The sequence below is a fragment of the Prevotella sp. LMAG:51 genome, from assembly GCF_008680225.1.
GTDB classification, from domain to species: domain Bacteria; phylum Bacteroidota; class Bacteroidia; order Bacteroidales; family Bacteroidaceae; genus Prevotella; species Prevotella pectinovora.
This window is the reverse complement of record NZ_NALQ01000026.1, coordinates 263,459-290,052: the sequence shown is the minus strand read 5'-3', so window position 1 is coordinate 290,052 and position 26,594 is coordinate 263,459. Positions and strand designations below refer to the sequence as shown.

The following is a 26,594-nucleotide window of genomic DNA, read 5'->3' as shown; positions in this document are numbered from 1 at the left end:
AAGATGAAAAAGAAGATTGTCATATTGGCGGCAGTAGCAATGCTTTGTGCATGCGCAAGCCACCGCGACTCCTCAAAGACAAAATGGAAGGAGACCCCCTACGCTTCTGTGAAACAAGACGGCAAGGGCAAAAAAGAAAAGAAAAGCAAAAAGAAGAAGAAAGATAAGAGGAATAAGCAGGAAGCCTCAACAGAAAACAAGACCACACCCATTGTACCGGCAAAACGAGGTAAAGAATATGACGGGGAACAATGGGTGAGAAATATGTCGTGGCCACTTAAGCCAACGAAAGGCCTGCTGAACAAGCATTTTGCCGTGTGGGCAAGTCATGGAAGATACTACGACAAGAACAAAGACAAATGGGAATGGCAAAGACCAAACCTATACTCCACGACGGAGGATCTGTTCACACAGACAATCGTAGTGCCTTATCTTATTCCCATGCTCGAAAATGCCGGGGCAACGGTGTTCTCTCCAAGGGAAAGAGACTGGCAACCAAGTGAGGTGATAGTGGACAACGACAACCCACAACTGCCCTACTACACCGAAACCTCACTACAAGGACGTTGGACTGATGCAGCAACGCCGGGTTTCGCTGGAGTAGCGCAAACTATATTATATGGTAATACAAATCCCTTCACATGGGGAACTACCCGCAAAACGAAGGCAGACAAAATGCCTACATGTATGATTTCATACCAACCTCGAATAGAAAACGAAGGAAGGTATGCCGTATACGTAAGTTATCCCACGCTCAAAAACAGCGTGGACGATGCTGAATACACCGTTTACCACAAAGGAGTCAAGACTGTATTCAACGTGAACCAACGCATGGGAGGCGGAACATGGGTTTATCTCGGAACATTCGAATTCGGGAAAGGGTGCTCTTCTGACAACCGTGTAGTACTTTCTAATTCAAGCCGCTGCAAAGGAGTAGTAACGGCGGACGCCGTACGCTTCGGAGGCGGTATGGGAACGGTAAACCGCAACGGCCAGACAAGCGGAATGCCAAGGTGTCTGGAGGGCGCAAGATACTATGCACAATGGGCTGGAGCACCTGAAAACGTATACAACTCATATAATGGGACTGACGATTATAAAGACGATATAAACACCAGGTCGAAAATGACGAACTGGCTTGCTGGAGGTTCTTGCTTCGTTCCTGACAAGGACGGAAAGGAAGTGCCGCTTGAGATGTCACTTGCAGTACACAGCGATGCCGGATACGCCCCCGACTTCAGGTCTATATTCGGTTCGCTGGCAATATGCACAACGCAATTTCACGACGGACTTCTCGCTGACGGTTCATCGAGACAAACATCAAAGACTCTTGCTCAGAACCTGCTTTCCGGATTGGACAACGACATGAAGCGGCTATTCGGCAAATGGAACAAAAGGGATCTCTATGACCGGAACTATTCGGAAACAAGACTGCCAGAAGTACCGTCGGCCATTATAGAGACCCTGTCGCACCAGAGTTTCCCGGACATGATTATGGGACAAGATCCTAACGTGAAGTTTGTGATAGCAAGAAGCTTATACAAGACGATACTGAAATTTACAGCTGAAAGACACCGCAACGACTACATCGTGCAACCACTCGCCCCCAAGAACGCCTATCTTCGTTTCGTTGACGAAGGAGTGGTGGAACTGACTTGGGACGCACAAGCTGACCCACTGGAACCATCAGCAAAGCCAACAGGATATATTGTATATACCGCAGCTGGAAGTCAAGGGGGATTTGACAATGGTGAGCTTGTACAAGGCAGGAAGATACGAATAAAACTATCGCCTGATGCCGTTTATAGATTCAGGGTTACAGCGACGAACAAGGGAGGAGAAAGCTTCCCCTCAGAAACTCTGACAGCTGTTTATCACCCAGGAGCTACTAAAAGCATACTGATAGTTAATGGATTCTACAGACTGGCGGCTCCTGCCATAGTGAAAAACGAATGGCAACAGGGATTCGACCTGGCATCTGACCCTGGTATGCAAATGGGAATGACAGTGGGATGGAGCGGACAACAGATAAACTTCGACAAGTCGCGTCATACCACTGTAGGACCTGATGGGTTGGGATATAGCGGTACGGAACTGGAAGGACGTTTCATAATGGGAAATACCTTCGACTATACCGCTGAACATGCCGAAGCAATGGTTCCGATGAAGAAATACAATGTGGTGAGCGCATCGTCTCATGCTGTTGAAAACGGAAGGGTGAATCTTTCAGAATACGCATGTGTAGACTTTATATTGGGCAACCAGAAATATACCTCCACGGCGACAGAAGATTACAAGACGTTCTCATATCTGATGCAGAAGGTTCTTGAAGACTATGTCGCAGCAGGTGGCAACATACTGGCAAGTGGTTCCTATATCGCCTCAGACATGCAGTCTGACAGAGAAAAGACTTTTCTGCGCAACGTGCTGCATATTGATGATTATGCAGAAGATACCGGACAGTCTGTGTCGGGAATGGGAACAGCATTCGACATTTATGATTCACTCAACGACAGGCATTACGCCGCAACAAGAGTAAACGTGGTAACACCCACTCCACAAGCATTCTGCACGCTTACTTACGCCAATGGCAAGTCGGCCTGCGTGGCATATAATGGAACCGCCAACAGGACTCTCGCAATGGGTTTTCCTTTCGAATGCATAACATCGGCAAAAGCAAGGAGAATGATAATGAGGGGATTCCTGACATTTCTAAATGAATAAATAAACAAGAGGGAACAAATAAACAAATTAATTTGACCCGGCAAATGGTCAAGTAAACCTCCTCATTCACCTGTCAGACCATCGACAGACAGAAGGAGAAATACTTGTCTGACCCATTAATTTGAAAACAAATAAAAACAAAATTAAATGTACAAGATTCAAGCTAACGCTTCGGGAACAAGAAGCATAAACGTGACAGACGAACATCTGGCAACAGTAAAGAAATATTCATTATTAAGAAATCTCATCGACAGCACAGGCTTCATTGACGAAACCGTACTCGACAAACTCAAACTCAACATGAGGTCGATGCTGGAGTCGAACATGGGAGCAGACAAAGGGTTGATAGACCTGTGTCTCGACGTGATTTACAACAAGAACATGAAAGCTTTCGGACTACACCAACTCGTACTCCTATATATAGAATGGGACGAGAAAAACAACGGTGAAACCGAAATGGAGGACTGATGGCAGAACTGAGACTAACAGATTGGCTGCCAACGACAAAGAAGGAAGTAGAGCTCAGGGGATGGGATGAACTAGACGTCATTCTGTTCTCTGCAGACGCATACGTAGACCATCCGTCGTTTGGAGCGGCAGTAATAGGAAGAGTGCTTGAGGCCAACGGATTGAAGGTGGCAATAGTGCCACAACCCGACTGGCACGGCGACTACCGGGACTTCAAGAAACTTGGAAAGCCGAGACTGTTCTTCGGAATATCTCCTGGCTGCATGGACTCAATGGTGAACAAATATACGGCAAACAAAAGACTGAGGTCGGAAGATGCATATAGCCCCGACGGAAGACACGATTGCAGACCGGAATATCCAACCATCGTATACAGCAGAATCCTAAGAGAGATTTACCCAGACGTGCCTATAGTGCTAGGCGGCATAGAAGCTTCCCTGAGAAGACTCACCCATTACGACTACTGGCAAGACAAGCTCATGCCTTGCATTCTGAAAGAAGCCGGGGCAGACATCATAATATATGGTATGGGAGAGAAGCCCATCGTGGAACTAGCCAAGCAACTCGTTGACGGCAAAGAAATCAAAGAGATTAAAGACATTCCACAGACAGTTTACATTTCACCAGAAGATGGAATAAGCGGAGGAATAACAGAAAAGGACATCGTTATCCACTCCCACGAGGAATGTCTGCAAAGCAAAAAGGCAGAAGCGGAGAACTTCAGACACATAGAGGAAGAGTCAAACAAAATCCATGCACAGCGCATCATACAGGGATTGGGCAAAGAATACGTAGTGGTGAATCCTCCTTATCCACCGATGGACACTAAGGAATTGGACATGGTCTTCGACTTGCCTTACACTCGTTTGCCACACCCTAAATACAAGAACAAACGCATTCCGGCATACGAGATGATAAAATTCTCTGTTAACATCCACAGAGGATGTTTTGGAGGATGTGCCTTCTGTACCATAAGTGCGCATCAGGGCAAATTTATAGTTTGTCGAAGCAAAGAAAGCATACTGAAAGAAGTGAAGAAGGTAATTCAGATGGATGGTTTCAAAGGCTATCTCAGCGACCTTGGTGGTCCGTCAGCAAACATGTATGGAATGTCTGGACGCAACAAGAACCTATGTGAGAAATGCAAGAGACCATCGTGTATCAACCCACAGATATGTCCGAACCTCAACACGGACCACACGGCTCTGCTCGACATCTACCATTCTGTTGACGCTCTGCCTGGAATAAAGAAAAGTTTCATCGGAAGCGGTGTGAGATACGACTTGCTGCTGTACAAAAGCAAGGACGATAAAGCGAATAAGGCTGCACGAGAATATACAAGGGAACTTATTTGTAAGCACGTAAGCGGACGACTGAAAGTTGCTCCAGAACACACGTCAGACAATGTGCTGAGGCTTATGAGAAAGCCATCATTCGAACAGTTTGGAGAATTTAAACGGATGTTCGATAGAATAAACAATGAAGAGAACCTGAACCAGCAAATTATCCCCTACTTCATAAGCAGCCATCCTGGTTGCATGGAGGAAGACATGGCGGAACTCGCGGTAAAGACAAAAAGACTGGATTTTCATCTGGAACAGGTACAGGACTTCACGCCCACTCCAATGACGGTAAGTACAGAAACATGGTATACAGGTTTTCACCCATATACACTCGAACCTGTGTTTTCAGCCAAGACACCGAAAGAAAAACTCGCTCAAAGGCAGTTCTTCTTTTGGTATAAGCCCGAAGAGAGACGAAACATTGAAAGAGAGTTGAAACGAATTGGAAGAGCTGACCTCATAACCCAACTCTATGCTAACGTCTACAGACAGACATCTGCCGGTCCACGCACCAGCAACCAATGGAAGGACGACGGACAAGATTCACATAAAGGCAACGGCCGAAGCCGCAACAAAAAAGAATATGTTCACAACGACAATGGATATTCGAAAAATAGCAGCGACTATGTATGGAGTAAGAACAGGTACGGAAAGAACACAGGCAGAACGGGAAGACTTACTTCAAGCAACAACGAAAAAGGAAATGACAATCATAGAACAAAAAACGGAAGGAAAGGCGGGCAGGCTGCTAAACGAGGACGGCATAACAGCAGATGACAATTTCGTTGCCGTCGTAGACGGAAGTACAAGCAAAACAGAACTGAAAGTTAACCCTGAGATGAGTAACGGCAGATACTGCATGCTCGCTATCATAAAAGCCATCAAAAAGATGCCACGCGACATCTGTATGGAGAGATTTTGTGAAAAGGTGACAGAAGAAATCCGTTCCATATATAATGCACATGCTGTTGACATTCAGAAGTTGAATGATGTTCCAACGAACAGGATGACGGCAAGTGCCATCGTCTTCAGTCTCAGCAGGAAGGAGATATGGATGGTGGGCGACTGTCAGTGTCTCGTTGACGGTAAACTATACGAGAATCCTAAACCAGGGGAAAAAGAAATTGCAGCCCAAAGAGCGCTGATAATTAGAAAATCCTTGAAAGAAGGTATGTCAGAAGCCGAAATGAGAAGAAATGACATCGGGCGCAAAGCAATATTGCCAACATTGAAGAAAGCATGTCTGGAACAGAACAAGCTCTACCCGGTAATAGACGGATTCAATATCCCTACACATCTCGTGAAAGTTATACCCATAGATGACAAAACGCATGAAATAGTGCTTGCCTCTGACGGATACCCAAAGTTGATGCCTACGCTAAACGAAAGCGAAGCAGAGCTACAGAGACTGCTTGAAGAAGACCCGCTATGCATATACGAAAACATAGCGACCAAAGGCCTCAATGAGGGACAAACTTCTTTCGATGACAGATCATATATAAGGTTCAGAATTTGATGTCAAGTCACCCACAAACGCACTCAATGGAATTCCATTGTCAATTTAAAACTAAAAAAAACATAAATATGAAATTCGTAGGAATAATACCGGCAAGATACGCATCACAACGTTTCCCCGGAAAACCACTCGCCATACTAGGCGGTAAGACTGTGATTCAAAGGGTCGTCGAACAAGTAAAGAAAGTGCTCGACGACGTATATGTAGCTACTGATGATGACCGCATTTTCAATGCGGTAGCAGAATTCGGCGGAAATGCCATTATGACTTCCACTAAACACAAGAGCGGAACTGACCGTATTGAAGAAGCAGTAGAAAAACTCAGTGAGGAGTACGACGTTGTGATAAACATACAAGGCGACGAACCGTTTATCCATGAATCACAGATAAAAGAACTATGCCGTTGTTTTGATGACGACAACACTCAGATAGCGACACTCGGAAAGCCCTTCACAAAAGATCAGGACATTGTTGATCTTGACAATCCGAACTCTCCCAAAATAGTTAGAGACAACAATGGATATGCAATGTATTTCAGCCGCAGCGTGATTCCATATCTCAGGAATGTGGATCATGGTGAATGGCTTCAGAACTTCAACTATCTGAAACACATCGGCCTCTATGCCTACAGAAGAAACGTACTGAAAGAAATAACCAAGTTGCCACAGTCGTCACTCGAAATGGCAGAGAGTCTGGAGCAATTGAGATGGCTGCAGAATGGATACAAGATTAAGGTGGGACTGACCGATGTTGAAACCGTAGGCATTGACACTCCAGCAGACCTGCAGAGAGCTGAAGCCTTTCTGACAAAGAACAAGGGATAAATCCTTCATCATCCTAACCTTCTCAAAGGAAGAAACAAATTATCAAAGCAGACTACGAATAGACCTATTCTGTCTCATATATGCACAATAAGATAATAGGCTACAGTTTCTTACTTTGAAAAGATTAGGATGATTTTTCACAATCACGCTCGTCCATGAGTCCGTATTTCTGTTAAAAAACAGTTAATTTAGAGGTTCTACATCTAAGAAACAAAACTTTTCCTCTACTAACACACCCCTTATATCTATTTCATTATCATGCAGGGAATAGAATGCCTATATTTGCAGAGTAATCAAAGAAAGCAAATATGAACAAAATCATTATGACTACAGCCTTGGCATCTTTGTCGATAGTCTCCTCTCTTGCGCAAAGTACAAAACAGTGGACTCTTGAGGAATGCATTGACTATGCCATGGCCAACAATATCTCATTGAAGAAGAAAGCACTCGATAAGCAGACTGCACACGAGAATACTCTCCAGGCAAAAGCCCAACTGCTGCCATCTGTGAATGCAAGCACAACTCAAGGGGTGGGATTCAGGCCGTGGCCAAACGAAAGCATGGGTATGGTGAGCAATGGTACAGTACAACGCAGCGTAGACAAACTGTCGTATAACGGTACATACGGAGTGAATGCCAACTGGACAGTATGGAACGGCAACAAAAACACCAACACACTGAAATTAAGCAAAGTGGCAGAAGAACAAGCCGCTGCCGACTCTGCCATAACGGCAAAGACAATCGAAGAGCAGATAACACAGCTCTACGTACAGATTCTCTATACCAACGAGGCCCTGACAGTAAACAAACAATCATATGAGGCAAGTCTGGCTAATGAGAACAGAGGCAAAGAGATGGTAAATGTAGGAAAGATGTCGAAAGCAGATCTGGCACAACTCTCAGCTCAGGCAGCAAACGACAAATACGGCATAGTGGAAACAGAGAGTAATCTGGCAAAATACAAGTCACAACTTAAACAACTGTTGGAGATTACTGCTGAAAGTGGTTTTGAAATAGTTTTACCAGAAGCAACCGACGCCCAAGCCACAGCAACAGTTCCAGCCCTTAGCTTTGTCTATGAAAATGCCATTACAAACAGACCGGAGATCGTATACAGCCAGCTTGGAATAAAAGGCAGCAATCTGAACATCGCCATAGCAAAGGCAAGCTACATGCCTACGATAAGTCTCACAGGATCAGCGATGACAAGTTCCTCATCGATGAACGAGAACTCATGGGTAAACCAGATAAAAACGAACTTCGACATGGCGCTTGGAGCTACAGTAAGCATGCCTATCTACGATCAGCGACAAACAAAGACAGCATTGAACAAAGCTCGTATTGCAAGAGAAAACGCATTGCTGGAACTGGACGACCAGAAGAAGAAAATATGGAATACCGTTGAGGGATACTGGATAGATGCCAACAATAACCAACAGAAATATCTGGCAGCAAAGAGTAATGTTGAAAGCGCGCAAATGAGCTACGACCTTATGAGCGAGCAATTCAGATTAGGATTGAAGAACATTATAGAATTGATGAACAGCAAGACGAATCTGATTAAGGCCCAACAGGATATGCTACAAAGCAAATACATGACAATTCTCTCAAAACAGATGCTTGACCTTTACGGCAATAGATAGCCAACAAGCAATCTATCCGTGAAGTAATCTTACATGATAAAAAAAATCAAGAATATCAAAAAACAAGAAAGTATTAAGAATATGAAAAAGATAAGCAAAATATGGATTGGGATTGGCATTATAGCAGTCCTCGCGATAGCAACATGGATGTTCTCCGGAGGAAAAAAAGAACAGGCGGTGACATTTGACACGGCAAAGGTTGAACTTGCAAATATCAAGAACAGCGTTACGGCTACGGGAAGCGTAGAGCCTGTGACTTCAGTAACGGTGGGTACACAAGTATCAGGAATCATCTCAAGACTGTATGTTGATTACAATACAGTGGTGAAGAAAGGACAGATAATAGCAGAATTGGACAAGACAAACCTCATTAGCGAACTGAATACCGCAAAGGCGAACTTGTCGAGTGCACAGAGTTCACTGAACTACGAATCTGCAAACTACAAGCGCTATGCAACATTGTTCAAGAAAGGACTGGTAAGCGCAGACGAATATGAATCGGCAAAGCTGAACTTTGAGAAAGCTAAAGACCAGGTTGCCCAGTCGAGAGAGATGGTCCAGAAAGCCCAAACCAATCTCAGCTATGCCATCATCACCTCACCAATAGACGGAGTTGTGATTTCCAAGTCTGTAGAGGAAGGACAGACCGTAGCCGCAAGCTATGCCACTCCTGAACTCTTTACTATTGCCAAAGACCTGAAAGATATGCAGGTTGTGGCAAACGTAGATGAGGCCGACATCGGCGACGTGAAAGAAGGCGAGCGCGTATCATTCACCGTCGACGCCTATCCTAACGACACTTTCGAAGGAGTCGTGAAACAAGTAAGACAGGAAGCTACAACGACAAACAACGTAGTAACATATGAAGTAGTGATAAGTGCCCCAAACAGCGAACTGAAGCTGAAGCCAGGCCTCACAGCCAACGTAACGATCTATACGGCAGAACGGCAGAACGTGTTGTGCGTTTCCACAAAGGCTTTGCGTTTCACTCCGACCCAAGATCTGATTAAAGGCTGCAAGATAGTTGACTGTAAGGGGAAAAATAAAGTATGGACACGCGAAGGCAACACTTTCAAGGCACATGCTGTACAAATAGGTATGTCTGACGGAATACATACCGAGATTCTGAGTGGTGTGAGCAAAGGACTGGAGATAATAACCGACGCTAAGGCTGCCAACGAAAATGATGATGAACAGGCTGAAAACAACAGCGAGAGCAGTCCATTCGCTCCTAAAGGTCCACGCCAAAAGAAGTAATAACAACAGTTAAGTTTCACATCAATGAAATTCACCGGTTCCATAAACCCAAATCGGTCATTAGGCCGTTTAATGTATAATTTTAATAACTGCTTGCAGTCTTTTGTTTTTTATAAGGCGCCTTTTGCTTGTTTTTAATTCGCAATAGCTCGCTATTACTCATTAAAAGCCAAACAAAACCACTCTTCTAAAATAACAAAATCCAAGCAAGCCTAATGACCGATTTGGGATAAAAACGTGCTTGGAACTTGAATAAATTCATGAATCAGAACAATATGGACAGTAAAAAAGTCGTTATAGAATTACAGAACGTTAAAAGAGAGTTTCTTGTAGGCGATGAGATGGTACATGCCTTGAGGGGCGTCTCTTTCAAGATATACGAGGGTGAATTCGTAACCATCATGGGTAAGTCGGGCTCCGGAAAGTCTACATTGCTAAACCAGCTCGGATGCCTCGATACTCCATCAAGCGGTGAATATCTGCTCGACGGGGTATCGGTGAGAACAATGTCAAGACCACAACGAGCCGTGCTGCGCAACAGAAAAATAGGTTTCATATTCCAGAACTACAATCTGTTGCCAAAGACCACCAGCATAGAGAACGTAGAGCTTCCCCTGATGTACAACTCAGACGTTTCGTCAACAGAAATACATGACAGGGCAATTGAAGCCCTCAAGGCAGTGGGATTGGGTGACCGCCTATACCACAAGTCCAACCAGATGTCAGGTGGACAAATGCAACGTGTGGCCATAGCCCGTGCCTTGGTGAACAACCCTGCCGTAATACTTGCTGACGAAGCTACAGGAAATCTCGACACGAGGACATCGTTTGAAATCCTCGTGCTCTTCCAGAAACTCTTCGCTGCAGGAAGAACTATAATATTCGTGACACACAATCCCGACCTGGCCAACTATTCGAGCCGTAACATCATGCTCAGAGACGGCAAGGTGATAAGTGACGAATACAACAACAACATACAGTCGGCAGCCGAAGCACTTGCACAATTACCGCCAAGCACCGACGAATAAACCAATGAGGACAGAACAATGAATTATAGCAATCTTTTCAAGATAGCCCTCAGAGCTATAGCCGCCAATAAAATGCGGTCTTTCCTTACAGCCCTCGGCATTATCATTGGCGTGGCTTCGGTCATTGCCATGCTTGCCATAGGCCAGGGATCAAAGAAAAGTATACAAGCAAACATTGCCGAGATGGGCTCTAACATGATAATGATAAACCCTGGAGCCGACATGAGAGGCGGAGTGAGACAGGATGCCTCATCAATGGAAACCCTGAAACTTGCCGACTATCAGTCGCTTAAAGACGAATGTAAGTACATTTCAGCAATAAGTCCGGTGGTGAATAAAAGCGGACAATTCATCTACGGCAACAACAACACCCCATCTACTATCTATGGAGTGAACACCGACTATCTCTCAATCCGCCAACTCAGCGTGAGCGATGGAGATATGTTTTCAGATGAAGACATAAAGTCAAGCGCAAAGGTATGCGTTCTAGGACAGACCGTAGTTGACAATCTCTTTCCCGACGGCAGCGATCCCATCGGGCGTGTGGTGCGTTTCAACAGCATACCTTTCAGAGTCGTCGGAGTGTTGAAGAAGAAAGGATACAACACGATGGGTATGGACCAGGATGATCTCGTGCTTGCCCCATACACTTCTGTAATGAAGAGGATACTCGCACAGACGTATCTCGGAAGCATCAACTGTTCTGCAATAACAGAAGGGCTTACAGACAAGGCTACAGACGAGATAACCACAATACTGCGTCGTAACCACAAACTGAAAGAGGCCACAGACATGCAGGAGGCCGACGATGACGACTTCAACATACGCTCACAAGAGGAACTTGCATCAATGATGAACTCAACCACAGATATGATGACCATTCTGCTGGGATGTGTGGCAGGCATTTCACTTATAGTGGGCGGCATCGGAATCATGAACATCATGTATGTGAGCGTGACAGAGAGAACCAAGGAGATAGGACTCAGAATGAGCGTTGGAGCACGCGGAGTGGACATCCTTAACCAATTCCTCATCGAGGCGATACTGCTCAGCGTGACAGGAGGCATTATCGGCGTACTGATAGGAGTCTGTTCATCATATGCCATCAACCTCATTGCCCACTGGCCGATATACATACAGCCATGGAGTATCGTCATGAGCTTCGCCGTGTGTACCTTTACAGGTGTGTTCTTTGGTTGGTATCCGGCAAAGAAAGCAGCACAGCTCGACCCTATCGAGGCTCTCAGATATGAATGATTAAATATAAGAAGAACAAACTCAACGCCATGAACTCATACAAGAAGGCCCTTGTCGCTATCCACGTTGCCGTATGGCTCGTGATATTAATATCCCCGCTCACATTCTTCGATAGAGGTGACCGTTTTGAAGCATACAAGCTGATACCGATGTTTTCCACACCAATTGCCATGATGCTGGTGTTCTACACCACTTATCTATACCTCACGCCCAAACTGTTGCTCAAAGGACAAAAGCGTAAGTTCTGGACATATACCATAGCATTGGTGATACTAATGGGATTAGGGCTACATATCTGGTTTCAGGTGAGCCATAGGGTATTCTTCCATCCGGAACATCACCTGCATCCGATGAAAAAGATGAGAGAGCCGAATGCGTTGATGGACTTGATATTCATTTTGAGAAACGTTTTCAACATGACTGTTACTGCAGCCATAGCAGCCATGTCGATACTGTCAATCAAATGGCAGTCGTCAGAAACGGCACGTCGGGAAGCAGAGATGGCAAAACAGGATGCATAGCTGAAGAACCTGAGGAATCAGGTCAATCCTCATTTCCTGCTCAACACCCTCAACAACATCTATGCCCTCACAGCCTTCAACCAGCAGAAAGCACAAGAGGCGATACTGGAACTCAGCGGTATGCTCAGGCATATCCTCTACGATAACCAGCAGGACTTCGTCAGACTCGACGATGAGATTAAGTTTATCCACAGCTATATCAACCTTATGAAAATCCGCATTCCGAAGACTACCAAGATACAAATCCAGGTCAACGTGCCCAAAGACACGGAACTGAGGATTGCTCCCCTAATTTTTATCTCGCTGATAGAGAATGCCTTCAAGCATGGTATAGGAACGGCAGAAAACAGTTTCATACACATAAACATATATGCCGACCGCAACCATATCGCATGCGAGATAGAAAATTCAAATTTCCCCAAAAACGACACCGACAGAAGCGGTCACGGCATCGGCCTTGAACAGGTGGGCAAACGCCTCGAACTTGCCTACCACAAAAAGTATACATGGGAAAAAGGAACAAAAGACAATAACAAGATTTATTATTCTAACATATATATTTATGACACTAAATTGCGTGATAATTGATGACGAGCCGCTGGCAGCAGAGCTGCTGGAAAGTTATGCTCAGAAGGTGCCCTTCCTCAGAGTGGAAGGAGTGTACAACAGTGCCATACAAGCAATTAAGACCATACGCGAAAGAAAGATCGACCTGATTTTCCTCGACATCCAGATGCCAGAACTCAGCGGACTGGAATTTGCAAGGATAATCAGCAAGGAAACGAAAATCGTGTTCACTACGGCTTTCAACCAATATGCGATTGACGGCTACGATGTCAATGCTCTCGACTATCTTCTGAAACCCATCAGTTTCGAGAGATTCCTGCAGACTGCAAACAAGGCTCTTGAGTGGTTTGACATTCAAGACAGACAGAAGACAATGCGCGAAGACCGGTTCGTGTTCGTGAAAAGCGAATACAAGCTGCAGAAAATCAACTTCGACGACATCCTTTATGTAGAGGGTGTTAAAGACTATGTAAAATTTTATTTCACTGACAGTTCTAAAAACATCATGTCTCTAATGAACATGAAGAAGGTGGAGGAATACCTTCCTTCGCCAGAATTCATGCGCATACACAGATCATACATCGTACACATGCCCAAAGTGGAACTGGTCGATCGCTTCCGCATTGTTATCGGTGACCAATATCTCCCCATCTCAGAAAGCTACAAAAACGAAATGCTAAAATACATTGACAGCCACTCACTAGTATGAGGATAATACAACAATAATGCTTGCAAACCAACAAAGGGGATGTGACAGACCACCATTCGTCTATAATCCATCCCCTTCCCAGCTCTGATATTAATCAGACAATTGCAATACGGGTAAGGTAAAAACAATATTTAATAATGTGGAAATTGTGTTTTTAGGAAAATCTCTGTAAACTATTAAAAAAAGAGCATACAATTTAATGCTTTTTTCTTGAAAAGTTTTGCAGAAACAAAAAAAATCCGTACCTTTGCACCCGCAATCAAGAAACAAACACAACAAGAGTTGCAGGAACAAGAAGATTGTCAAGACAAACAATCGGGGTGTAGCGCAGTTGGTAGCGTTCCTGGTTTGGGACCAGGCTGTCGCAGGTTCGAGTCCTGTCACCCCGACATAAGGAGAATGATTTCGGTCATTCTCTTTTTTTTATTCTTCTAAACCAACCTCAATCCGCTGACCCATAATTCTTCATAGAAGAAAAAAGCGAAAAAAAGCTAATCCTTTGGCTATAAATGTTTTTATTGTTAACTTTGCAAATCGTTTGAATATTATAAACAATAAAAACAACAAGACCGTGACTGAAACCAAGTACATCTTCGTCACTGGCGGTGTAGTATCATCGCTCGGCAAGGGAATTATCTCTTCTTCAATAGGTAAGTTATTACAGGCAAGGGGCTACAACATCACAATCCAGAAATTCGACCCCTACATCAACATCGACCCAGGAACCCTGAATCCGTATGAACACGGTGAATGCTACGTCACCGTGGACGGTATGGAAACAGATCTCGACCTCGGACACTACGAGAGGTTCACAGGCATTCAGACCACAAAGGCGAACTCACTCACCACAGGACGCATATACAAGGCTGTGATAGACAAGGAGCGACGTGGCGATTATCTGGGAAAGACGATTCAGGTAGTTCCACATATCACGAATGAGATAAAGAGGAACATAAAGTTGCTCGGAGAGAAGAACCACTACGACTTCGTAATAACGGAAATCGGAGGAACGATAGGCGATATAGAAAGCGCCCCATACCTTGAGGCGATAAGACAGATGAAATGGGAACTGGGCAAGAATGCAGTATGCGTACATCTAACCTACGTACCCTATCTCAAAGCAGCCGGAGAACTGAAGACCAAACCAACTCAACACTCCGTAAAAGAGCTTCAGAGCGTCGGCATACAGCCCGACATTCTCGTGCTGCGAACCGAGAAACACCTCGGAGACGGAATACTCAAGAAAGTGGCATCCTTCTGCAACGTCGACTTCGACTGCGTCGTACAAAGCGAAGACCTGCCTTCCATCTATGAAGTGCCCGTCAATATGCAGAATCAGGGACTCGACTCGGCAATCCTCAAGAAGATGGGCATTGAGCCGGGAGAGACTCCTGCACTCGGACCATGGAAGAGCTTCCTCGAAAGAAGACAGAAAGCCACAGAAGAAGTACATATTGGTCTTGTCGGCAAATACGACCTTCAGGATGCATACAAGAGCATCAGGGAGAGCCTCTCTCAAGCCGGCACCTACAACGACCACAAGACCGTCATTACGTTCATCAACAGCGAGAAGCTCACTGAGGAGAACGTGGCAGAAAAGCTGCAGGGAATGGACGGCATAATGATATGTCCCGGATTTGGACAGCGTGGAACAGAAGGCAAGATCGTTGCAGCCCACTACACCAGGACTCACGACATTCCAACTTTCGGCATCTGCCTCGGAATGCAGATGATAGTTGTGGAATTCGCGAGAAACGTGCTTGGCTATGAAGATGCCAACAGCCGTGAACTCGATGAGAAGACGGAGCACAACGTGATCGACATCATGGAAGACCAGAAGAACATCACCGACCTGGGTGGAACGATGCGACTCGGCGCCTATGAATGTGTACTGAAACAAGGATCACGCGCCTTTGAAATCTACAAGAAGGAACACATACAGGAGCGCCATCGTCATCGCTATGAGTTCAACAACAGCTTCGAGCAGGAATACGAGCGTGCAGGAATGAAATGTGTGGGACGCAACCCAGAGAGCGACCTCGTTGAAATCGTGGAGATACCAGGACTGAAATGGTATATCGGAACACAGTTCCATCCGGAATACTCAAGTACGGTGCTCAAACCGCATCCTCTTTTCCTTGACTTCGTGAAAACAGCTATAGCCTGCAAGAAGGGTAAGAAATGACAACCGGTTAATAACGCAATATTTATCAGAAAAACAACTTATTTTTGACAATGGATAAAAACACCATCACGGGCTTTGTGCTCATCGCAGCATTGCTCATCGGTTTCAGTTGGTACAACAAACCGTCAGACGAGGAAATAGCCCAGCAGCAGAGAGTGCAAGACTCCATAGCCAATGTGGAGAAGAAGAAAGCAGCAGCAAAACAGGCTGCCGATGCAGCTGCAGCCAAGGCAAACGCCCAGGCGCTGGCAACAGACACCACATCCCTCTTCCATGAGGTGATGTCTGGAAAGTCAACAGACGTGACACTCCGCAACGAAAAGGTAGAACTCACGCTCAACACAAAGGGAGCCACAGTACAGAAAGCCGTAATCAAAGGGTTCGCCGACCGCAACGGCAACAATGACGTGACGCTCTTCGACGCTAAAGACCAGCAGCTCAAATTCATGCTTGCAGGCAAGGAGACAAACCTCGTGACGAGTGACATGTATTTCACGCCTTCAAACGTCACCGACTCTACGGTAACGTTCACTGCAGCAACAGCTAACGGAAAATCGCTCACTATTTCATACAAGCTGGGCAAAGACTACATGCTACATGCCTCTATACAGGCAAACGGCATGGCAGGAATGTTCTCTCCAAACTACAACACGATTGATGTGGAATGGACAGACAAATGTCGTCAGCAGGAGAAGGGCTTCACTTTCGAGAACCGTTATGCGTCGCTCACATACCATCTGACCGAAGGCGGAACCGACTATCTTAACGAGGGCAAGGAACTGACCGACGAGACTGTTGAGGACAACATCGACTGGGTGGCATTCAAGAACCAGTTCTTCAGTGCCGTAATGATAGCAGAGAAGGACTTAGGCAAGAATGCCAAGATGACAAGCATTCCGCAGGAGAAGGGTTCTGGTTATCTGAAGCAGTACGGAGCAAAGATGAAAACATTCTTTGACCCGACTGGAAAGCAGCCTACAGAATTGGAGTTCTACTATGGTCCTAATGATTTCCGTCTGCTGCAGAACGTAGAGGAAGAGAGCAAGTTCGGCAAAGACCTTGAGATGCAGCGCCTGGTTTATCTGGGATGGCCTCTGTTCCGAATCATCAACAGATGGTTCACCATTTACGTTTTCGACTGGCTCACCAAGCTCGACATTAATATGGGTATCGTATTGATTCTCATCACTATGCTCCTCAAGTTCATCACATTCCCGCTTGTGAAGAAGAGCTACATGTCTTCGGCCAAGATGCGTGTGCTGAAACCAAAGCTCGACGAGATAACGAAGAAATACGACAAGCCAGAAGACCAGATGATGAAGCAGCAGGCAATGATGGCAGAATATTCCAAGTATGGCGTCAGCCCCCTGAGCGGTTGTCTGCCAATGCTCATCCAGATGCCTATCTGGATTGCTATGTTCAATTTCGTGCCTAACGCCATACAGCTAAGAGGTGAGAGCTTCCTCTGGATCAGTGACCTCTCTACCTACGACCCAATCATAGAGTGGCACACCAATCTGTGGCTCATCGGCGACCACTTGAGTCTCACGTGTATCCTCTTCTGTGTAGCCAACGTATTGTATTCAATGATGACAATGCGCCAGCAGAGAGACCAGATGGTAGGCCAGCAGGCTGAACAAATGAAGGCAATGCAGTGGATGATGTATCTCATGCCAGTGATGTTCTTCTTCATGTTCAACGACTATTCTGCCGGACTTAACTTCTACTACTTCATATCACTCTTCTTCAGCGCTGCCATCATGTGGACATTGCGCAAGACCACAAACGATGAGAAGCTTCTGTCTATCCTCGAGGCCAAATACGAGGAAAACAAGAAGAATCCTAAGAAGACCAGCGGACTCGCCGCACGACTCGAGGCCATGCAGAAGCAGGCCGAGGAACTCCGCAAGCAGCGCGAGGAGATGGAAAGAAGAAAGGGCCACTAAGTATCAAACAACAAGTCTGTAAAGGATTCCAGGCGTTGCATAATGCCGGAATTCCTCGCAGGCTTTTTTACCTTCTATATTATGAAAAAATCAATTATCCTCGCCATGGCTCTCTCATTGGGATGCCATAGCCTAAAAGCACAGACCACAGTGGAAACAATCGGAAAGAGCAACGTCACGCTCAGCAGCAACAAGATGACTCCCGAGGCCCTTTGGGCAATGGGACGAATTGCATCTGCCCAGGCGTCACCCGACGGAAAGCTCATCGTATACCAGGTGGGCTACTACAGTGTGAAACAGAACAAGAGTCGCCAGGTAATCTGCATCATGGATGCCAACGGCAAGAACATCCGTCAGCTCACTACAGCTTCTGCAAGCGAGACTGATCCAGCATGGATAGAGGGTGGCAAACGCATCGCCTTCATTTCCGGAGGACAGGTCTGGTCTATGAATGCCGATGGAACAGACCGCAGGCAGCTGACCCACGACAAGACCGGCATAGACGGTTTCAAGTTCTCGCCAAGTGGCACACAGGTAATCCTCGTGAAACAGATAGCCTATCATGAGAGCATCAAGAAGAATCCGTCAGACCTGCCTCTGGCCAGCGGAAGGCTCATCACCGACCTGAACTACCGCCACTGGGACGAATACGTGGAGACTATCCCCCACCCTTTCTTGGCTGATGTCACAGCCGAGGGCATAACCGAAGGCACAGACATCCTTGCCGACGAACCATACGAGTGTCCCATGAAGCCATTCGGAGGTGTGGAGCAGCTGGCATGGAGCCCTGATTCAAAGAGCATTGCATATACATGCAGAAAGAAGTCAGGAGTGGAATATGCCACTTCTACAGATTCTGACATATATCTCTATGAACTGGCTACAAAGCAGACCAAGAACCTCTGCAAGCCAGCCGGATACGTAGCACCCAAGAACGACACTTCAAAGTCAAAGAAATTCCAGGCTGTGAACTCTGCCGAGAATCTGAAGAACAACCCTGGCTACGACATCAACCCCAAGTTCTCGCCCGACGGCAAACGCATTGCATGGCAGAGCATGGCACACGACGGATATGAGAGCGACAGAAACAGACTCTGCGTCTATGACTTCGCCACCGGCACAAAGCAGTATGTCACAGAGAAGTTCGACTCCAACGTGGATGACTTCTGCTGGATGGCAGATTCCAAGACCATCACTTTCATCGGTGTATGGCACGGATGCGTGAACATGTATCGCACCGACCTGACAGGAAAGGTGGAGCAGATGACAAACGACTGCGCAGACTTCGTGTCCGTATCTCTTGCCAACAGCGGCAACAAGCTGCTTGCCATCCGCCAGAGCATGTCGGCACCAAACGACATCTTCGTGGTGACGCCAGAGAAAAAGGCTGAGAAGTCGAAGGTACAGCAGTTGACTTCGGAGAACAAGGAAATCCTTTCTCAACTCTCTCTCGGCAAGGTGACAGAGCGCTGGGTGAAGACTACCGACGGCAAGGACATGCTCGTATGGGTGGTATTGCCTTCTGATTTCGACGAGAACAAGAAATATCCTGCTCTGCTCTTCTGCGAAGGCGGCCCACAGAGTCCTGTATCACAGTTCTGGAGCTACCGTTGGAACATGCAGATAATGGCAGCCAACGGATACGTGGTGGTTGCTCCTAACCGCCGCGGACTGCCAGGTTTCGGTTCTGAATGGAACGAGGAGATAAGCGGCGACTGGACTGGCCAGTGCATGAAAGACTATCTCAGCGCTATCGACGACGCTGCCACACTGCCATTCGTTGACAAAGACCGTCTCGGTGCCGTTGGTGCAAGCTTCGGCGGCTTCAGCGTTTACTACCTCGCAGGCCATCACGACGGACGTTTCAAGTGTTTCATCGCCCACGACGGTGCTTTCAACCTCGAGTCTATGTATACCGACACCGAGGAGGCCTGGTTCAGCAACTGGGAATACGACGATGCCTTCTGGAACAAGGACAAGACTGCCAATGCCAAGAGGACATACGACAACTCTCCTCACCATTTCGTTGACAAATGGGACACTCCTATACTCTGCATCCATGGCGAGATGGACTACCGCATCAATGCCAACCAAGGTTTCGGAGCCTTCAATGCAGCCCGCCTGAGAGGCATTCCTGCAGAACTGCTGCTCTTCCCCGACGAGAACCACTGGGTTTTGAAACCACAGAACGGCGTTCTCTGGCAGCGCACATACTTCAACTGGCTTGACAAGTGGCTGAAGAAATAAACTTTTCAAATGAAAATATAAAAGAAAAAGGAAAATAAAAACAATTAAAAAAAGAATTAAAATGGTTCAAACAGTTAAACAACTATTAAATGACAAGGCATGGGCACGCTGGACAGCCCTCATCCTTATCGCTTCCATGATGTTCTTCGCCTACATGTTTGTCGATGTAATGTCACCAATCCAAGCTCTCATGGAGAGCGAAAAAGGCTGGGGTCCTGACACGTTCGGAACTTATGCCGCTTCTGAGTATATCGTCAACGTGATGGGCTTCCTCATCATCGCCGGTATTATCCTCGACAAGATGGGCGTTCGCTTCACAGGAGTCCTGTCTGCCTCTATGATGTTTATCGGAGCGCTAATCAAGCTCATCGGAATCTCTGATTGGTTTGCCACGACCGGTTTTCACGACTGGCTCAACACCTGGTGGGTGTCTCTTCCTGCCAGCGCCAAGATGGCATGCTTCGGCTTCATGCTCTTCGGTTGTGGTTGTGAGATGGCAGGAACAACAGTTTCAAAGGCCATCGCAAAGTGGTTCAAGGGCAAGGAGATGGCTCTCGCCATGGGTCTCGAGATGGCTATCGCCCGTGTGGGTGTGTTCGCCATCTTCTCAATCTCACCAATCATCGCGAGCAAATTCGGCACTGTAGTAGCTCCTATAGCATTCTGCACCGTCCTCCTGCTCATCGGTCTGATTACGTTCATCGTGTTCACATTCATGGACAAGACACTCGACAAGCAGCTCGGTGTGTCTGAAGAGGCTGGAGAGTCTGAGGAGGAATTCAAGTTCAGCGACCTTGGCAAGATTTTCTCTTCACAGGTGTTCTGGATAGTTGCCCTTCTCTGTGTGCTCTACTATTCTGCCATCTTCCCATTCCAGCGTTATGGTGCAAACATGCTGCAGTGTAACCTCGACGGAATTTCTCCATCCGATGCTGCCAACATCTTCCGTTGGTTCCCTATCGGTGCTGCTGTCATCACTCCATTCCTGGGCAATTTCCTCGACCGCAAGGGCAAAGGCGCTACGATGCTCATGGGCGGTGCGCTGATTCTCATCTGCTGCCATCTCGTGTTCGCATTCGTATTGCCAGAGACAAAGAGCCCGCTGATTGCCTATACCACCATCGTGCTCCTCGGAATCTCATTCGCTCTCGTGCCGGCTGCATTGTGGCCAAGCGTTCCAAAGATTATCGACGAGAAGATTCTCGGTTCTGCATACTGCCTTATCTTCTGGGTTCAGAACATCGGTCTTTGCTTCGTGCCAAAGCTCATCGGCAACCTGCTCGCTTCTACCAATGAGAACAACCCTGCCGTTATAGCAGCCAAGAAGGCGGGTGCAGACTTCATTCCTTACGACTACACGGTGCCACTCGTAGTGTTTGCGAGCTTCGGCGTTGTTGCCCTTCTCTTCGCCATCTATCTGAAGGCACTCGACAAGAAGAAGGGCTTCGGTCTGGAGGAGCCAAACATCAAATAATGACGCACATCATGTGGGGTCCTTTATCAGAAGCCCATATAGCATAATTCTTGCCTTGACATAAAGGCGCATCGGTCATCAGGTGATTGACGGATAGGTCTTGAAGACTATCCAAAATTCCTGATGACCGATTTTTATTAGCATATTGGAAACCGACATTTGGAACATTATACCATGTAGGTATCTACGAAAAATGAATAAAAATACTTTCAGAGGCTACCGACGATGAACATATTGTAAAAGTGAATCCATCCGTTTGAATCCGTTTGTTTTACAAAATAGTACCAATAGTCCCAAAAGTCCCAAAGTCCCAAAGTCCCATAAGTGTACTATATTTTGTAAATATAATGATAATACATTGATATATAATATATTATAGAAAATGAAGAATCGTCTTGGGACTTTGGGACTTTGGGACTTTTGGTACTATTTTGTAAATTATTTTCAACCACTTACATATTCCATTCCATTAATAAGTACTCATATTTCCTAATTGTTTCAAATAAATTTGCAATTCTATCGTTGTCCGGTTATTCACATATATGGGAAAAAACGAACAATTGCGGACACAAAAAAATGCCGCAAGAAGCATTACACCTCTTGCGGCAATATCAATTCCCTGTCACTACAACGGGAAAAGCCGTTTGCTCAATCGACGGTTTTCTGCTTTAGAAAGGCAGATCATCAGTAGACTCGCCTGTAGCGGCAGCTTCCGGCTGTGCAGGCGGGAATGGTTCCGGAATTGCCTGTGGCGGAATCTCTGCCATTGGCTCCTGCACTGGCAGCTCCACTTTCCATGCACGGATAGAGTTGAACCAGCGGTCATTCCACTGGCGTGCGTCGATATCAAACGACACCTTGACAGTGTTGCCAACAACGAGCATGGAGGCAAACTGGCTGATTCTGTCGTTGCCGAAGATCTCAAAACACATCTTCTTGGGGTACTGCTCCTCTGTCTCTATCACATACTCCTGCACCTTCCATGGGTTGCCCGTCTTTGAGGTTCCCTCACGAGGGGCAAGCACAGCTATAACTTTTCCTTGTATTTCCATTTGTTTTTCCTTCTTTATGGTTTGTTCTGCGAAATTACCAAAATAGTTTTAAAAATAAAAACATTTCATTTTATTTTTTGCTCACCACAAGGTTTTTTTGTATTTTTGTAGTCGTTATCTGCCAGACGCCAACAGGTCGTAAAATAAGAAGAAAATAGCGTCCGGCAAAGCAAGGACAACGATAAACAACAATAAAAAACAACAATAAAATACACAATAATGAGAATCACATTGTCATGCGCGGTGCTAAGCAGCCGCCTTCTTACACTGTCGAAAGTGCTTAACAGCAAGAACTCACTACAGATTCTGGACTGCATCCTTTTTGATGTAAAGGACGGAGTGCTCACGCTCACCGCTTCTGACAAGGAGAACGAGCTCACCACCAGTGTGGAACTCGACGAGGCTGATTCCGACGGAAGGTTCGCCATCAGCAGCCGCACCATCATCGACGCCGTTAAAGACCTGCCGGAGCAGCCAGTCACGCTCACAGTAGACCTGAACACCTACTCCGTGAGCATTACATTCCAGAACGGAGGCTATACCTTCACGGCACAGAATGCCGATGAATTCCCTATGGCACAGCCAGTAGGCGACGGGGCAACGACAATCACCATACCATCCGGCATCCTCGCCGACAACATCTCGCGCACATTGTTTGCCACAGCTAACGAGGAAATCAGGCCTGTGATGAACGGTCTCTATTTTGACCTCAACCAAGAGGCATTGGCAATCGTGGCAAGCGACGGACACAAGCTCGTGAGAAACAAGATACTGAGCATCACCAACGAAGAGCCTGTGTCGTTCATCTTGCCGAAGAAACCCGCCACACTGCTCAAGAATGCGCTGACACACGACGACACACCTGTAGAGATACGCTTCGACAACCTCAATGCAGAGGTGACATTCGCAGCAGGCAACTTGAAGTGCAGACTCATAGAAGGCAGATATCCCAACTACAACTCCGTGATTCCAACCGACAATCCATGCCAGATGACCATCGACCGCAGGGCTCTTCTCGGTTCGGTGAAGCGCATCCTGCCATTCGCAAGCGAGAGCAGCCAGTCCATCCGTCTGCGCCTCGGCATCGGACAGGTGGAGGCGTCGTCAGAGGACATCGACTTCGCGACAAGCGCAAAGGAAACCATAGTATGCGACTACAACGGAACTCCTATGAGTATCGGCTTTAAAGGCCCTTCGCTCGTCGAGATCCTCTCAAGCCTGACAAGCGACGAAGTGTTGATGGAGCTTGCCGACCCAAGCCGTCCGTGCCTCATTTTCCCATCAGAGCAGCCTGAGGGGCAGAATATCCTTATGCTCATCATGCCGATGCTGCTGAACGACTAAAACCAGAAAGGGCAAACATATATAGGCAACAAACAAAACGGCAGGGAATACCGGGGAGCACCGACAAGCCAAGAAGGCCGAGCACCTCTCCCCTATGCCAGACGACAAGGAATAAGAAAAGGAATCAACACAGCCTGACACCATTCTGAATGGCAAAAGACTATGACGTCCTTCTCTTGTTCCTTGGTTCAGATAAGGCATAAACACCATCAGGAAACGTGTACAAACCCTTTGACAACAGAAAAAAGGCTGGTTGCTTGTCAAAAAACAACCTGGTTGCGTATAAAATAATGGTGAGTTGCCCATCTAAAACAGGTAGATTGCATTGACAAAACAATATTAAATTAACCATAACACACATAATATACAGATGAAACTGAATCTGACAAGGCCACTCGTAGTGTTCGATCTCGAGACTACAGGACTCGATATAGTGAGAGACAGAATTTTCCAACTATCATATATAAAGGTATATCCCGACGGAAAAGAAGAGAGGGAGAATATCTTTGTGAACCCAGGAAAGGAGATTCCACAGGAGGTGGTTGAACTGACCGGCACATCAAACGCCGATGTGGCAGACAAGCCCACATTCAAGGCCCTAGCCCCGGAACTGGCAGAGAAATTCGCAAACTGCGACTTCGCCGGTTTTAACTCCAACCACTTTGATCTGCCGATGCTCGCTGAGGAATTCTACCGTGCAGGCATCAACTACGACTTCAGCCAGTGCAGACTGATCGACGCCCAGACGATATTCCACAAGATGGAGCGCCGTAATCTGGCTGCAGCGTACAAGTTCTATTGCGGAAGGAAAATGGAGGACGACTTCGACGCCCACCGCGCCGACCAGGACACTGAGGCTACATACCGCGTGCTCATGGGAGAACTCGACATGTATGCGCCTGGGAAGCAAGAGGAAGAAGAACGCCAGCTGGAGAACGACATGGACGTTCTGGCACAGTTCTCAAAACAGAACGACAACGTGGACTTCGCCGGACGCGTAGTATGGAAGGAAATGAAAGACGCCAACGGACAGCCTATGCTCGACGCCGACGGCAAGCCCATGAAGCAGGAGGTGTTCAACTTCGGCAAATACAAGGGAGTGCCCGTTGAAGAAGCATTGCGCCGCGATCCGGGTTACTACAACTGGATGCTCACAAGCGACTTCACGAGCGACACCAAGCAGGTACTGACACGCATCAAGATGAGAGATCTGAGGAGGGGGCAAGGATGCTGAAAGGAAAGAAAATCGTTCTCGGCATAACAGGTAGCATCGCAGCATACAAAGCTTGCTACATCATCCGTGGACTGATAAAGGCTGGTGCAGAGGTTCAGGTTGTGATAACGCCAGCAGGCAAGGAGTTCATCACTCCCATCACGCTGTCGGCACTGACCCACAAACCGGTCATCAGCGAATTCTTCTCTCAGAGAGACGGCACCTGGAACTCACACGTAGACCTCGGTATCTGGGCCGACGCCATGCTCATAGCACCATGCACGGCATCAACGATGGGAAAGATGGCAAACGGCATTGCCGACAACATGCTCATCACCACATATCTCTCGATGAAAGCACCAGTGTTCGTAGCTCCCGCCATGGACCTCGACATGTATCGCCATCCGTCAACACAACAGAACATGAATACGCTTCTGGGCTATGGCAACCATATCATCGAACCCAAGAGCGGATTTCTTGCCAGCGGACTTGAGGGCAAGGGCAGAATGGAAGAGCCGGAAGAGATAGTGAGACAGCTCGACGCATTCTTCGAAGACAATGACAACGCGTTTGAAGACACGTGCCACACTCCTGCCTGCAAGGAAGGACTGCCACTCAAGGGCAAGAAGATAATGATTACCGCCGGACCTACATACGAGAAAATCGACCCTGTGCGCTTTATAGGCAACTACTCAAGCGGCAAGATGGGCTTCGCCCTGGCTGAAGAATGTGCGAGAAGAGGCGCTGAAGTAACGCTTATCGCCGGACCAGTGACGATGAAATGTTCTGACATGATAAAAAGAATCGACGTTGAGAGCTGCGATGAAATGCATAAGGCAGCCACAGAATGCTTTGCCAGCCAGGATGCAGCGATATTGTGTGCGGCAGTTGCCGACTTCAAACCTAGCCACGTGAGCGACAGGAAGATAAAGCGTGAGCACGACAACCTCGTGATAACGCTAAGTCCGACCCACGACATTGCCGCCGCTCTCGGCAAGGCAAAGCAGGCTGGACAGAAGCTGATCGGATTTGCACTGGAAACAAACGACGAGGAGATGAACGCAAAGAAGAAACTTGCGAAGAAGAACCTTGACTTCATAGTGCTCAACTCCACACGCAATGAAGGCACCACTTTCAGAAGCGACGACAACATGATTTCCATTATTTCGCCAGACGGCAAGAAGGATTATCAGAAAAAGCCGAAGACAGAGGTGGCAAGCGACATCGTAGACGAGATGGAGAAACTTTGGAAATGATGATTTCTCTAACAAAAAGA

At 46.8% G+C, this 26,594-nt stretch carries 20 protein-coding genes and 1 tRNA gene; 20 read left to right on the top strand and 1 reads right to left on the bottom strand.

What is annotated here, in order from left to right:
* Window positions 1–3: 3 nt before the first annotated feature.
* The 17 genes from CCC32_RS10415 (at window position 4) to CCC32_RS10335 (ending at window position 21,709) form a co-directional block, all read left to right on the top strand.
* Complete coding sequence (locus CCC32_RS10415; RefSeq protein WP_287074268.1) at window positions 4–2,724, top strand: golvesin C-terminal-like domain-containing protein; 2,721 nt, start codon at window positions 4–6, stop codon at window positions 2,722–2,724.
* Between the two features lie 147 nt (window positions 2,725–2,871).
* A complete protein-coding gene (locus tag CCC32_RS10410; protein WP_022315994.1) occupies window positions 2,872–3,192 on the top strand; it encodes a DUF8442 family protein in 321 nt (106 codons plus the stop codon).
* Window positions 3,192–5,312: a YgiQ family radical SAM protein gene (locus tag CCC32_RS10405; RefSeq protein WP_287074266.1), complete on the top strand. Its 2,121-nt coding sequence runs from the start codon at window positions 3,192–3,194 to the stop codon at window positions 5,310–5,312. Before CCC32_RS10410 ends, CCC32_RS10405 begins: the two co-directional genes overlap by 1 nt.
* On the top strand, window positions 5,239–6,051 hold the full coding sequence (locus CCC32_RS10400; RefSeq protein ID WP_044065848.1) for a hypothetical protein: 813 nt from the start codon (window positions 5,239–5,241) through the stop codon (window positions 6,049–6,051). Before CCC32_RS10405 ends, CCC32_RS10400 begins: the two co-directional genes overlap by 74 nt.
* Window positions 6,052–6,119: 68 nt before the next feature.
* Entirely contained in the window at window positions 6,120–6,875 is a 756-nt protein-coding gene (kdsB, locus tag CCC32_RS10395; RefSeq protein ID WP_022315991.1) for a 3-deoxy-manno-octulosonate cytidylyltransferase, read from the top strand.
* A gap of 308 nt (window positions 6,876–7,183) precedes the next feature.
* Window positions 7,184–8,518, top strand: a complete 1,335-nt coding sequence (locus tag CCC32_RS10390) for a TolC family protein (RefSeq protein WP_287074263.1) — start codon at window positions 7,184–7,186, stop codon at window positions 8,516–8,518.
* 81 nt (window positions 8,519–8,599) lie between these two features.
* Window positions 8,600–9,775: an efflux RND transporter periplasmic adaptor subunit gene (locus CCC32_RS10385; RefSeq protein ID WP_287074261.1), complete on the top strand. Its 1,176-nt coding sequence runs from the start codon at window positions 8,600–8,602 to the stop codon at window positions 9,773–9,775.
* Window positions 9,776–10,050: 275 nt separating this feature from the next.
* Window positions 10,051–10,803 (top strand): ABC transporter ATP-binding protein, encoded by a 753-nt coding sequence (locus tag CCC32_RS10380; protein WP_287074260.1) that lies wholly within the window; start codon window positions 10,051–10,053, stop codon window positions 10,801–10,803.
* An 18-nt stretch (window positions 10,804–10,821) separates the two neighbouring features.
* Window positions 10,822–12,060 (top strand): ABC transporter permease, encoded by a 1,239-nt coding sequence (locus CCC32_RS10375; protein WP_042519609.1) that lies wholly within the window; start codon window positions 10,822–10,824, stop codon window positions 12,058–12,060.
* Window positions 12,057–12,581 carry a hypothetical protein gene (locus CCC32_RS10370; RefSeq protein WP_287074257.1) on the top strand — a complete coding sequence of 175 codons (525 nt, stop codon included), beginning with the start codon at window positions 12,057–12,059 and terminating at the stop codon, window positions 12,579–12,581. Before CCC32_RS10375 ends, CCC32_RS10370 begins: the two co-directional genes overlap by 4 nt.
* Window positions 12,582–13,169: a sensor histidine kinase gene (locus CCC32_RS10365; protein WP_353756534.1), complete on the top strand. Its 588-nt coding sequence runs from the start codon at window positions 12,582–12,584 to the stop codon at window positions 13,167–13,169. It begins immediately after the preceding gene.
* Window positions 13,144–13,857, top strand: coding sequence for a LytR/AlgR family response regulator transcription factor (locus CCC32_RS10360; RefSeq protein ID WP_044072443.1), 714 nt, complete (start codon window positions 13,144–13,146; stop codon window positions 13,855–13,857). Before CCC32_RS10365 ends, CCC32_RS10360 begins: the two co-directional genes overlap by 26 nt.
* Before the next feature lie 316 nt (window positions 13,858–14,173).
* Window positions 14,174–14,246, top strand: a tRNA-Pro gene (locus CCC32_RS10355).
* Between the two features lie 182 nt (window positions 14,247–14,428).
* Window positions 14,429–16,042, top strand: a complete 1,614-nt coding sequence (gene pyrG, locus CCC32_RS10350) for a CTP synthase (RefSeq protein ID WP_044072024.1) — start codon at window positions 14,429–14,431, stop codon at window positions 16,040–16,042.
* A 50-nt stretch (window positions 16,043–16,092) separates the two neighbouring features.
* Window positions 16,093–17,988, top strand: a complete 1,896-nt coding sequence (gene yidC / locus CCC32_RS10345) for a membrane protein insertase YidC (protein WP_278839679.1) — start codon at window positions 16,093–16,095, stop codon at window positions 17,986–17,988.
* A gap of 81 nt (window positions 17,989–18,069) precedes the next feature.
* On the top strand, window positions 18,070–20,235 hold the full coding sequence (gene dpp5, locus CCC32_RS10340; RefSeq protein WP_042519670.1) for a dipeptidyl-peptidase Dpp5: 2,166 nt from the start codon (window positions 18,070–18,072) through the stop codon (window positions 20,233–20,235).
* Between the two features lie 61 nt (window positions 20,236–20,296).
* A complete protein-coding gene (locus CCC32_RS10335; protein ID WP_022316414.1) occupies window positions 20,297–21,709 on the top strand; it encodes an MFS transporter in 1,413 nt (470 codons plus the stop codon).
* A gap of 668 nt (window positions 21,710–22,377) precedes the next feature.
* Here CCC32_RS10335 and CCC32_RS10330 read toward each other — a convergent pair.
* Window positions 22,378–22,761, bottom strand: coding sequence for a DUF3127 domain-containing protein (locus CCC32_RS10330; RefSeq protein WP_287074255.1), 384 nt, complete (start codon window positions 22,759–22,761; stop codon window positions 22,378–22,380).
* A gap of 219 nt (window positions 22,762–22,980) precedes the next feature.
* Here CCC32_RS10330 and dnaN point away from each other — a divergent pair, with 219 nt between their 5' ends.
* The 3 genes from dnaN (at window position 22,981) to coaBC (ending at window position 26,574) form a co-directional block, all read left to right on the top strand.
* The gene (dnaN, locus tag CCC32_RS10325) at window positions 22,981–24,105 is read left to right on the top strand and encodes a DNA polymerase III subunit beta (RefSeq protein ID WP_042519615.1); all 1,125 of its coding nucleotides are present in this window, start codon (window positions 22,981–22,983) and stop codon (window positions 24,103–24,105) included.
* 370 nt (window positions 24,106–24,475) lie between these two features.
* The gene (locus tag CCC32_RS10320; protein WP_044072567.1) at window positions 24,476–25,339 is read left to right on the top strand and encodes a 3'-5' exonuclease; all 864 of its coding nucleotides are present in this window, start codon (window positions 24,476–24,478) and stop codon (window positions 25,337–25,339) included.
* On the top strand, window positions 25,333–26,574 hold the full coding sequence (gene coaBC, locus CCC32_RS10315) for a bifunctional phosphopantothenoylcysteine decarboxylase/phosphopantothenate--cysteine ligase CoaBC (protein WP_287074249.1): 1,242 nt from the start codon (window positions 25,333–25,335) through the stop codon (window positions 26,572–26,574). Before CCC32_RS10320 ends, coaBC begins: the two co-directional genes overlap by 7 nt.
* Window positions 26,575–26,594 lie beyond the last annotated feature (20 nt).

What these genes read in the sequence shown, in the direction of transcription:
- dpp5 (WP_042519670.1), top strand. Translation starts at nt 18,070, where the DNA reads ATGAAAAAATCAATTATCCTCGCCATGGCTCTCTCATTGGGATGCCAT.
- CCC32_RS10375 (WP_042519609.1), top strand. Translation starts at nt 10,822, where the DNA reads ATGAATTATAGCAATCTTTTCAAGATAGCCCTCAGAGCTATAGCCGCC.
- kdsB (WP_022315991.1), top strand. Translation starts at nt 6,120, where the DNA reads ATGAAATTCGTAGGAATAATACCGGCAAGATACGCATCACAACGTTTC.
- CCC32_RS10390 (WP_287074263.1), top strand. Translation starts at nt 7,184, where the DNA reads ATGAACAAAATCATTATGACTACAGCCTTGGCATCTTTGTCGATAGTC.
- CCC32_RS10320 (WP_044072567.1), top strand. Translation starts at nt 24,476, where the DNA reads ATGAAACTGAATCTGACAAGGCCACTCGTAGTGTTCGATCTCGAGACT.
- CCC32_RS10335 (WP_022316414.1), top strand. Translation starts at nt 20,297, where the DNA reads ATGGTTCAAACAGTTAAACAACTATTAAATGACAAGGCATGGGCACGC.
- CCC32_RS10415 (WP_287074268.1), top strand. Translation starts at nt 4, where the DNA reads ATGAAAAAGAAGATTGTCATATTGGCGGCAGTAGCAATGCTTTGTGCA.
- dnaN (WP_042519615.1), top strand. Translation starts at nt 22,981, where the DNA reads ATGAGAATCACATTGTCATGCGCGGTGCTAAGCAGCCGCCTTCTTACA.
- CCC32_RS10410 (WP_022315994.1), top strand. Translation starts at nt 2,872, where the DNA reads ATGTACAAGATTCAAGCTAACGCTTCGGGAACAAGAAGCATAAACGTG.
- yidC (WP_278839679.1), top strand. Translation starts at nt 16,093, where the DNA reads ATGGATAAAAACACCATCACGGGCTTTGTGCTCATCGCAGCATTGCTC.
- CCC32_RS10360 (WP_044072443.1), top strand. Translation starts at nt 13,144, where the DNA reads ATGACACTAAATTGCGTGATAATTGATGACGAGCCGCTGGCAGCAGAG.
- CCC32_RS10405 (WP_287074266.1), top strand. Translation starts at nt 3,192, where the DNA reads ATGGCAGAACTGAGACTAACAGATTGGCTGCCAACGACAAAGAAGGAA.
- CCC32_RS10380 (WP_287074260.1), top strand. Translation starts at nt 10,051, where the DNA reads ATGGACAGTAAAAAAGTCGTTATAGAATTACAGAACGTTAAAAGAGAG.
- CCC32_RS10330 (WP_287074255.1), bottom strand. Translation starts at nt 22,761, where the DNA reads ATGGAAATACAAGGAAAAGTTATAGCTGTGCTTGCCCCTCGTGAGGGA.
- CCC32_RS10385 (WP_287074261.1), top strand. Translation starts at nt 8,600, where the DNA reads ATGAAAAAGATAAGCAAAATATGGATTGGGATTGGCATTATAGCAGTC.
- CCC32_RS10400 (WP_044065848.1), top strand. Translation starts at nt 5,239, where the DNA reads ATGACAATCATAGAACAAAAAACGGAAGGAAAGGCGGGCAGGCTGCTA.
- coaBC (WP_287074249.1), top strand. Translation starts at nt 25,333, where the DNA reads ATGCTGAAAGGAAAGAAAATCGTTCTCGGCATAACAGGTAGCATCGCA.
- CCC32_RS10370 (WP_287074257.1), top strand. Translation starts at nt 12,057, where the DNA reads ATGATTAAATATAAGAAGAACAAACTCAACGCCATGAACTCATACAAG.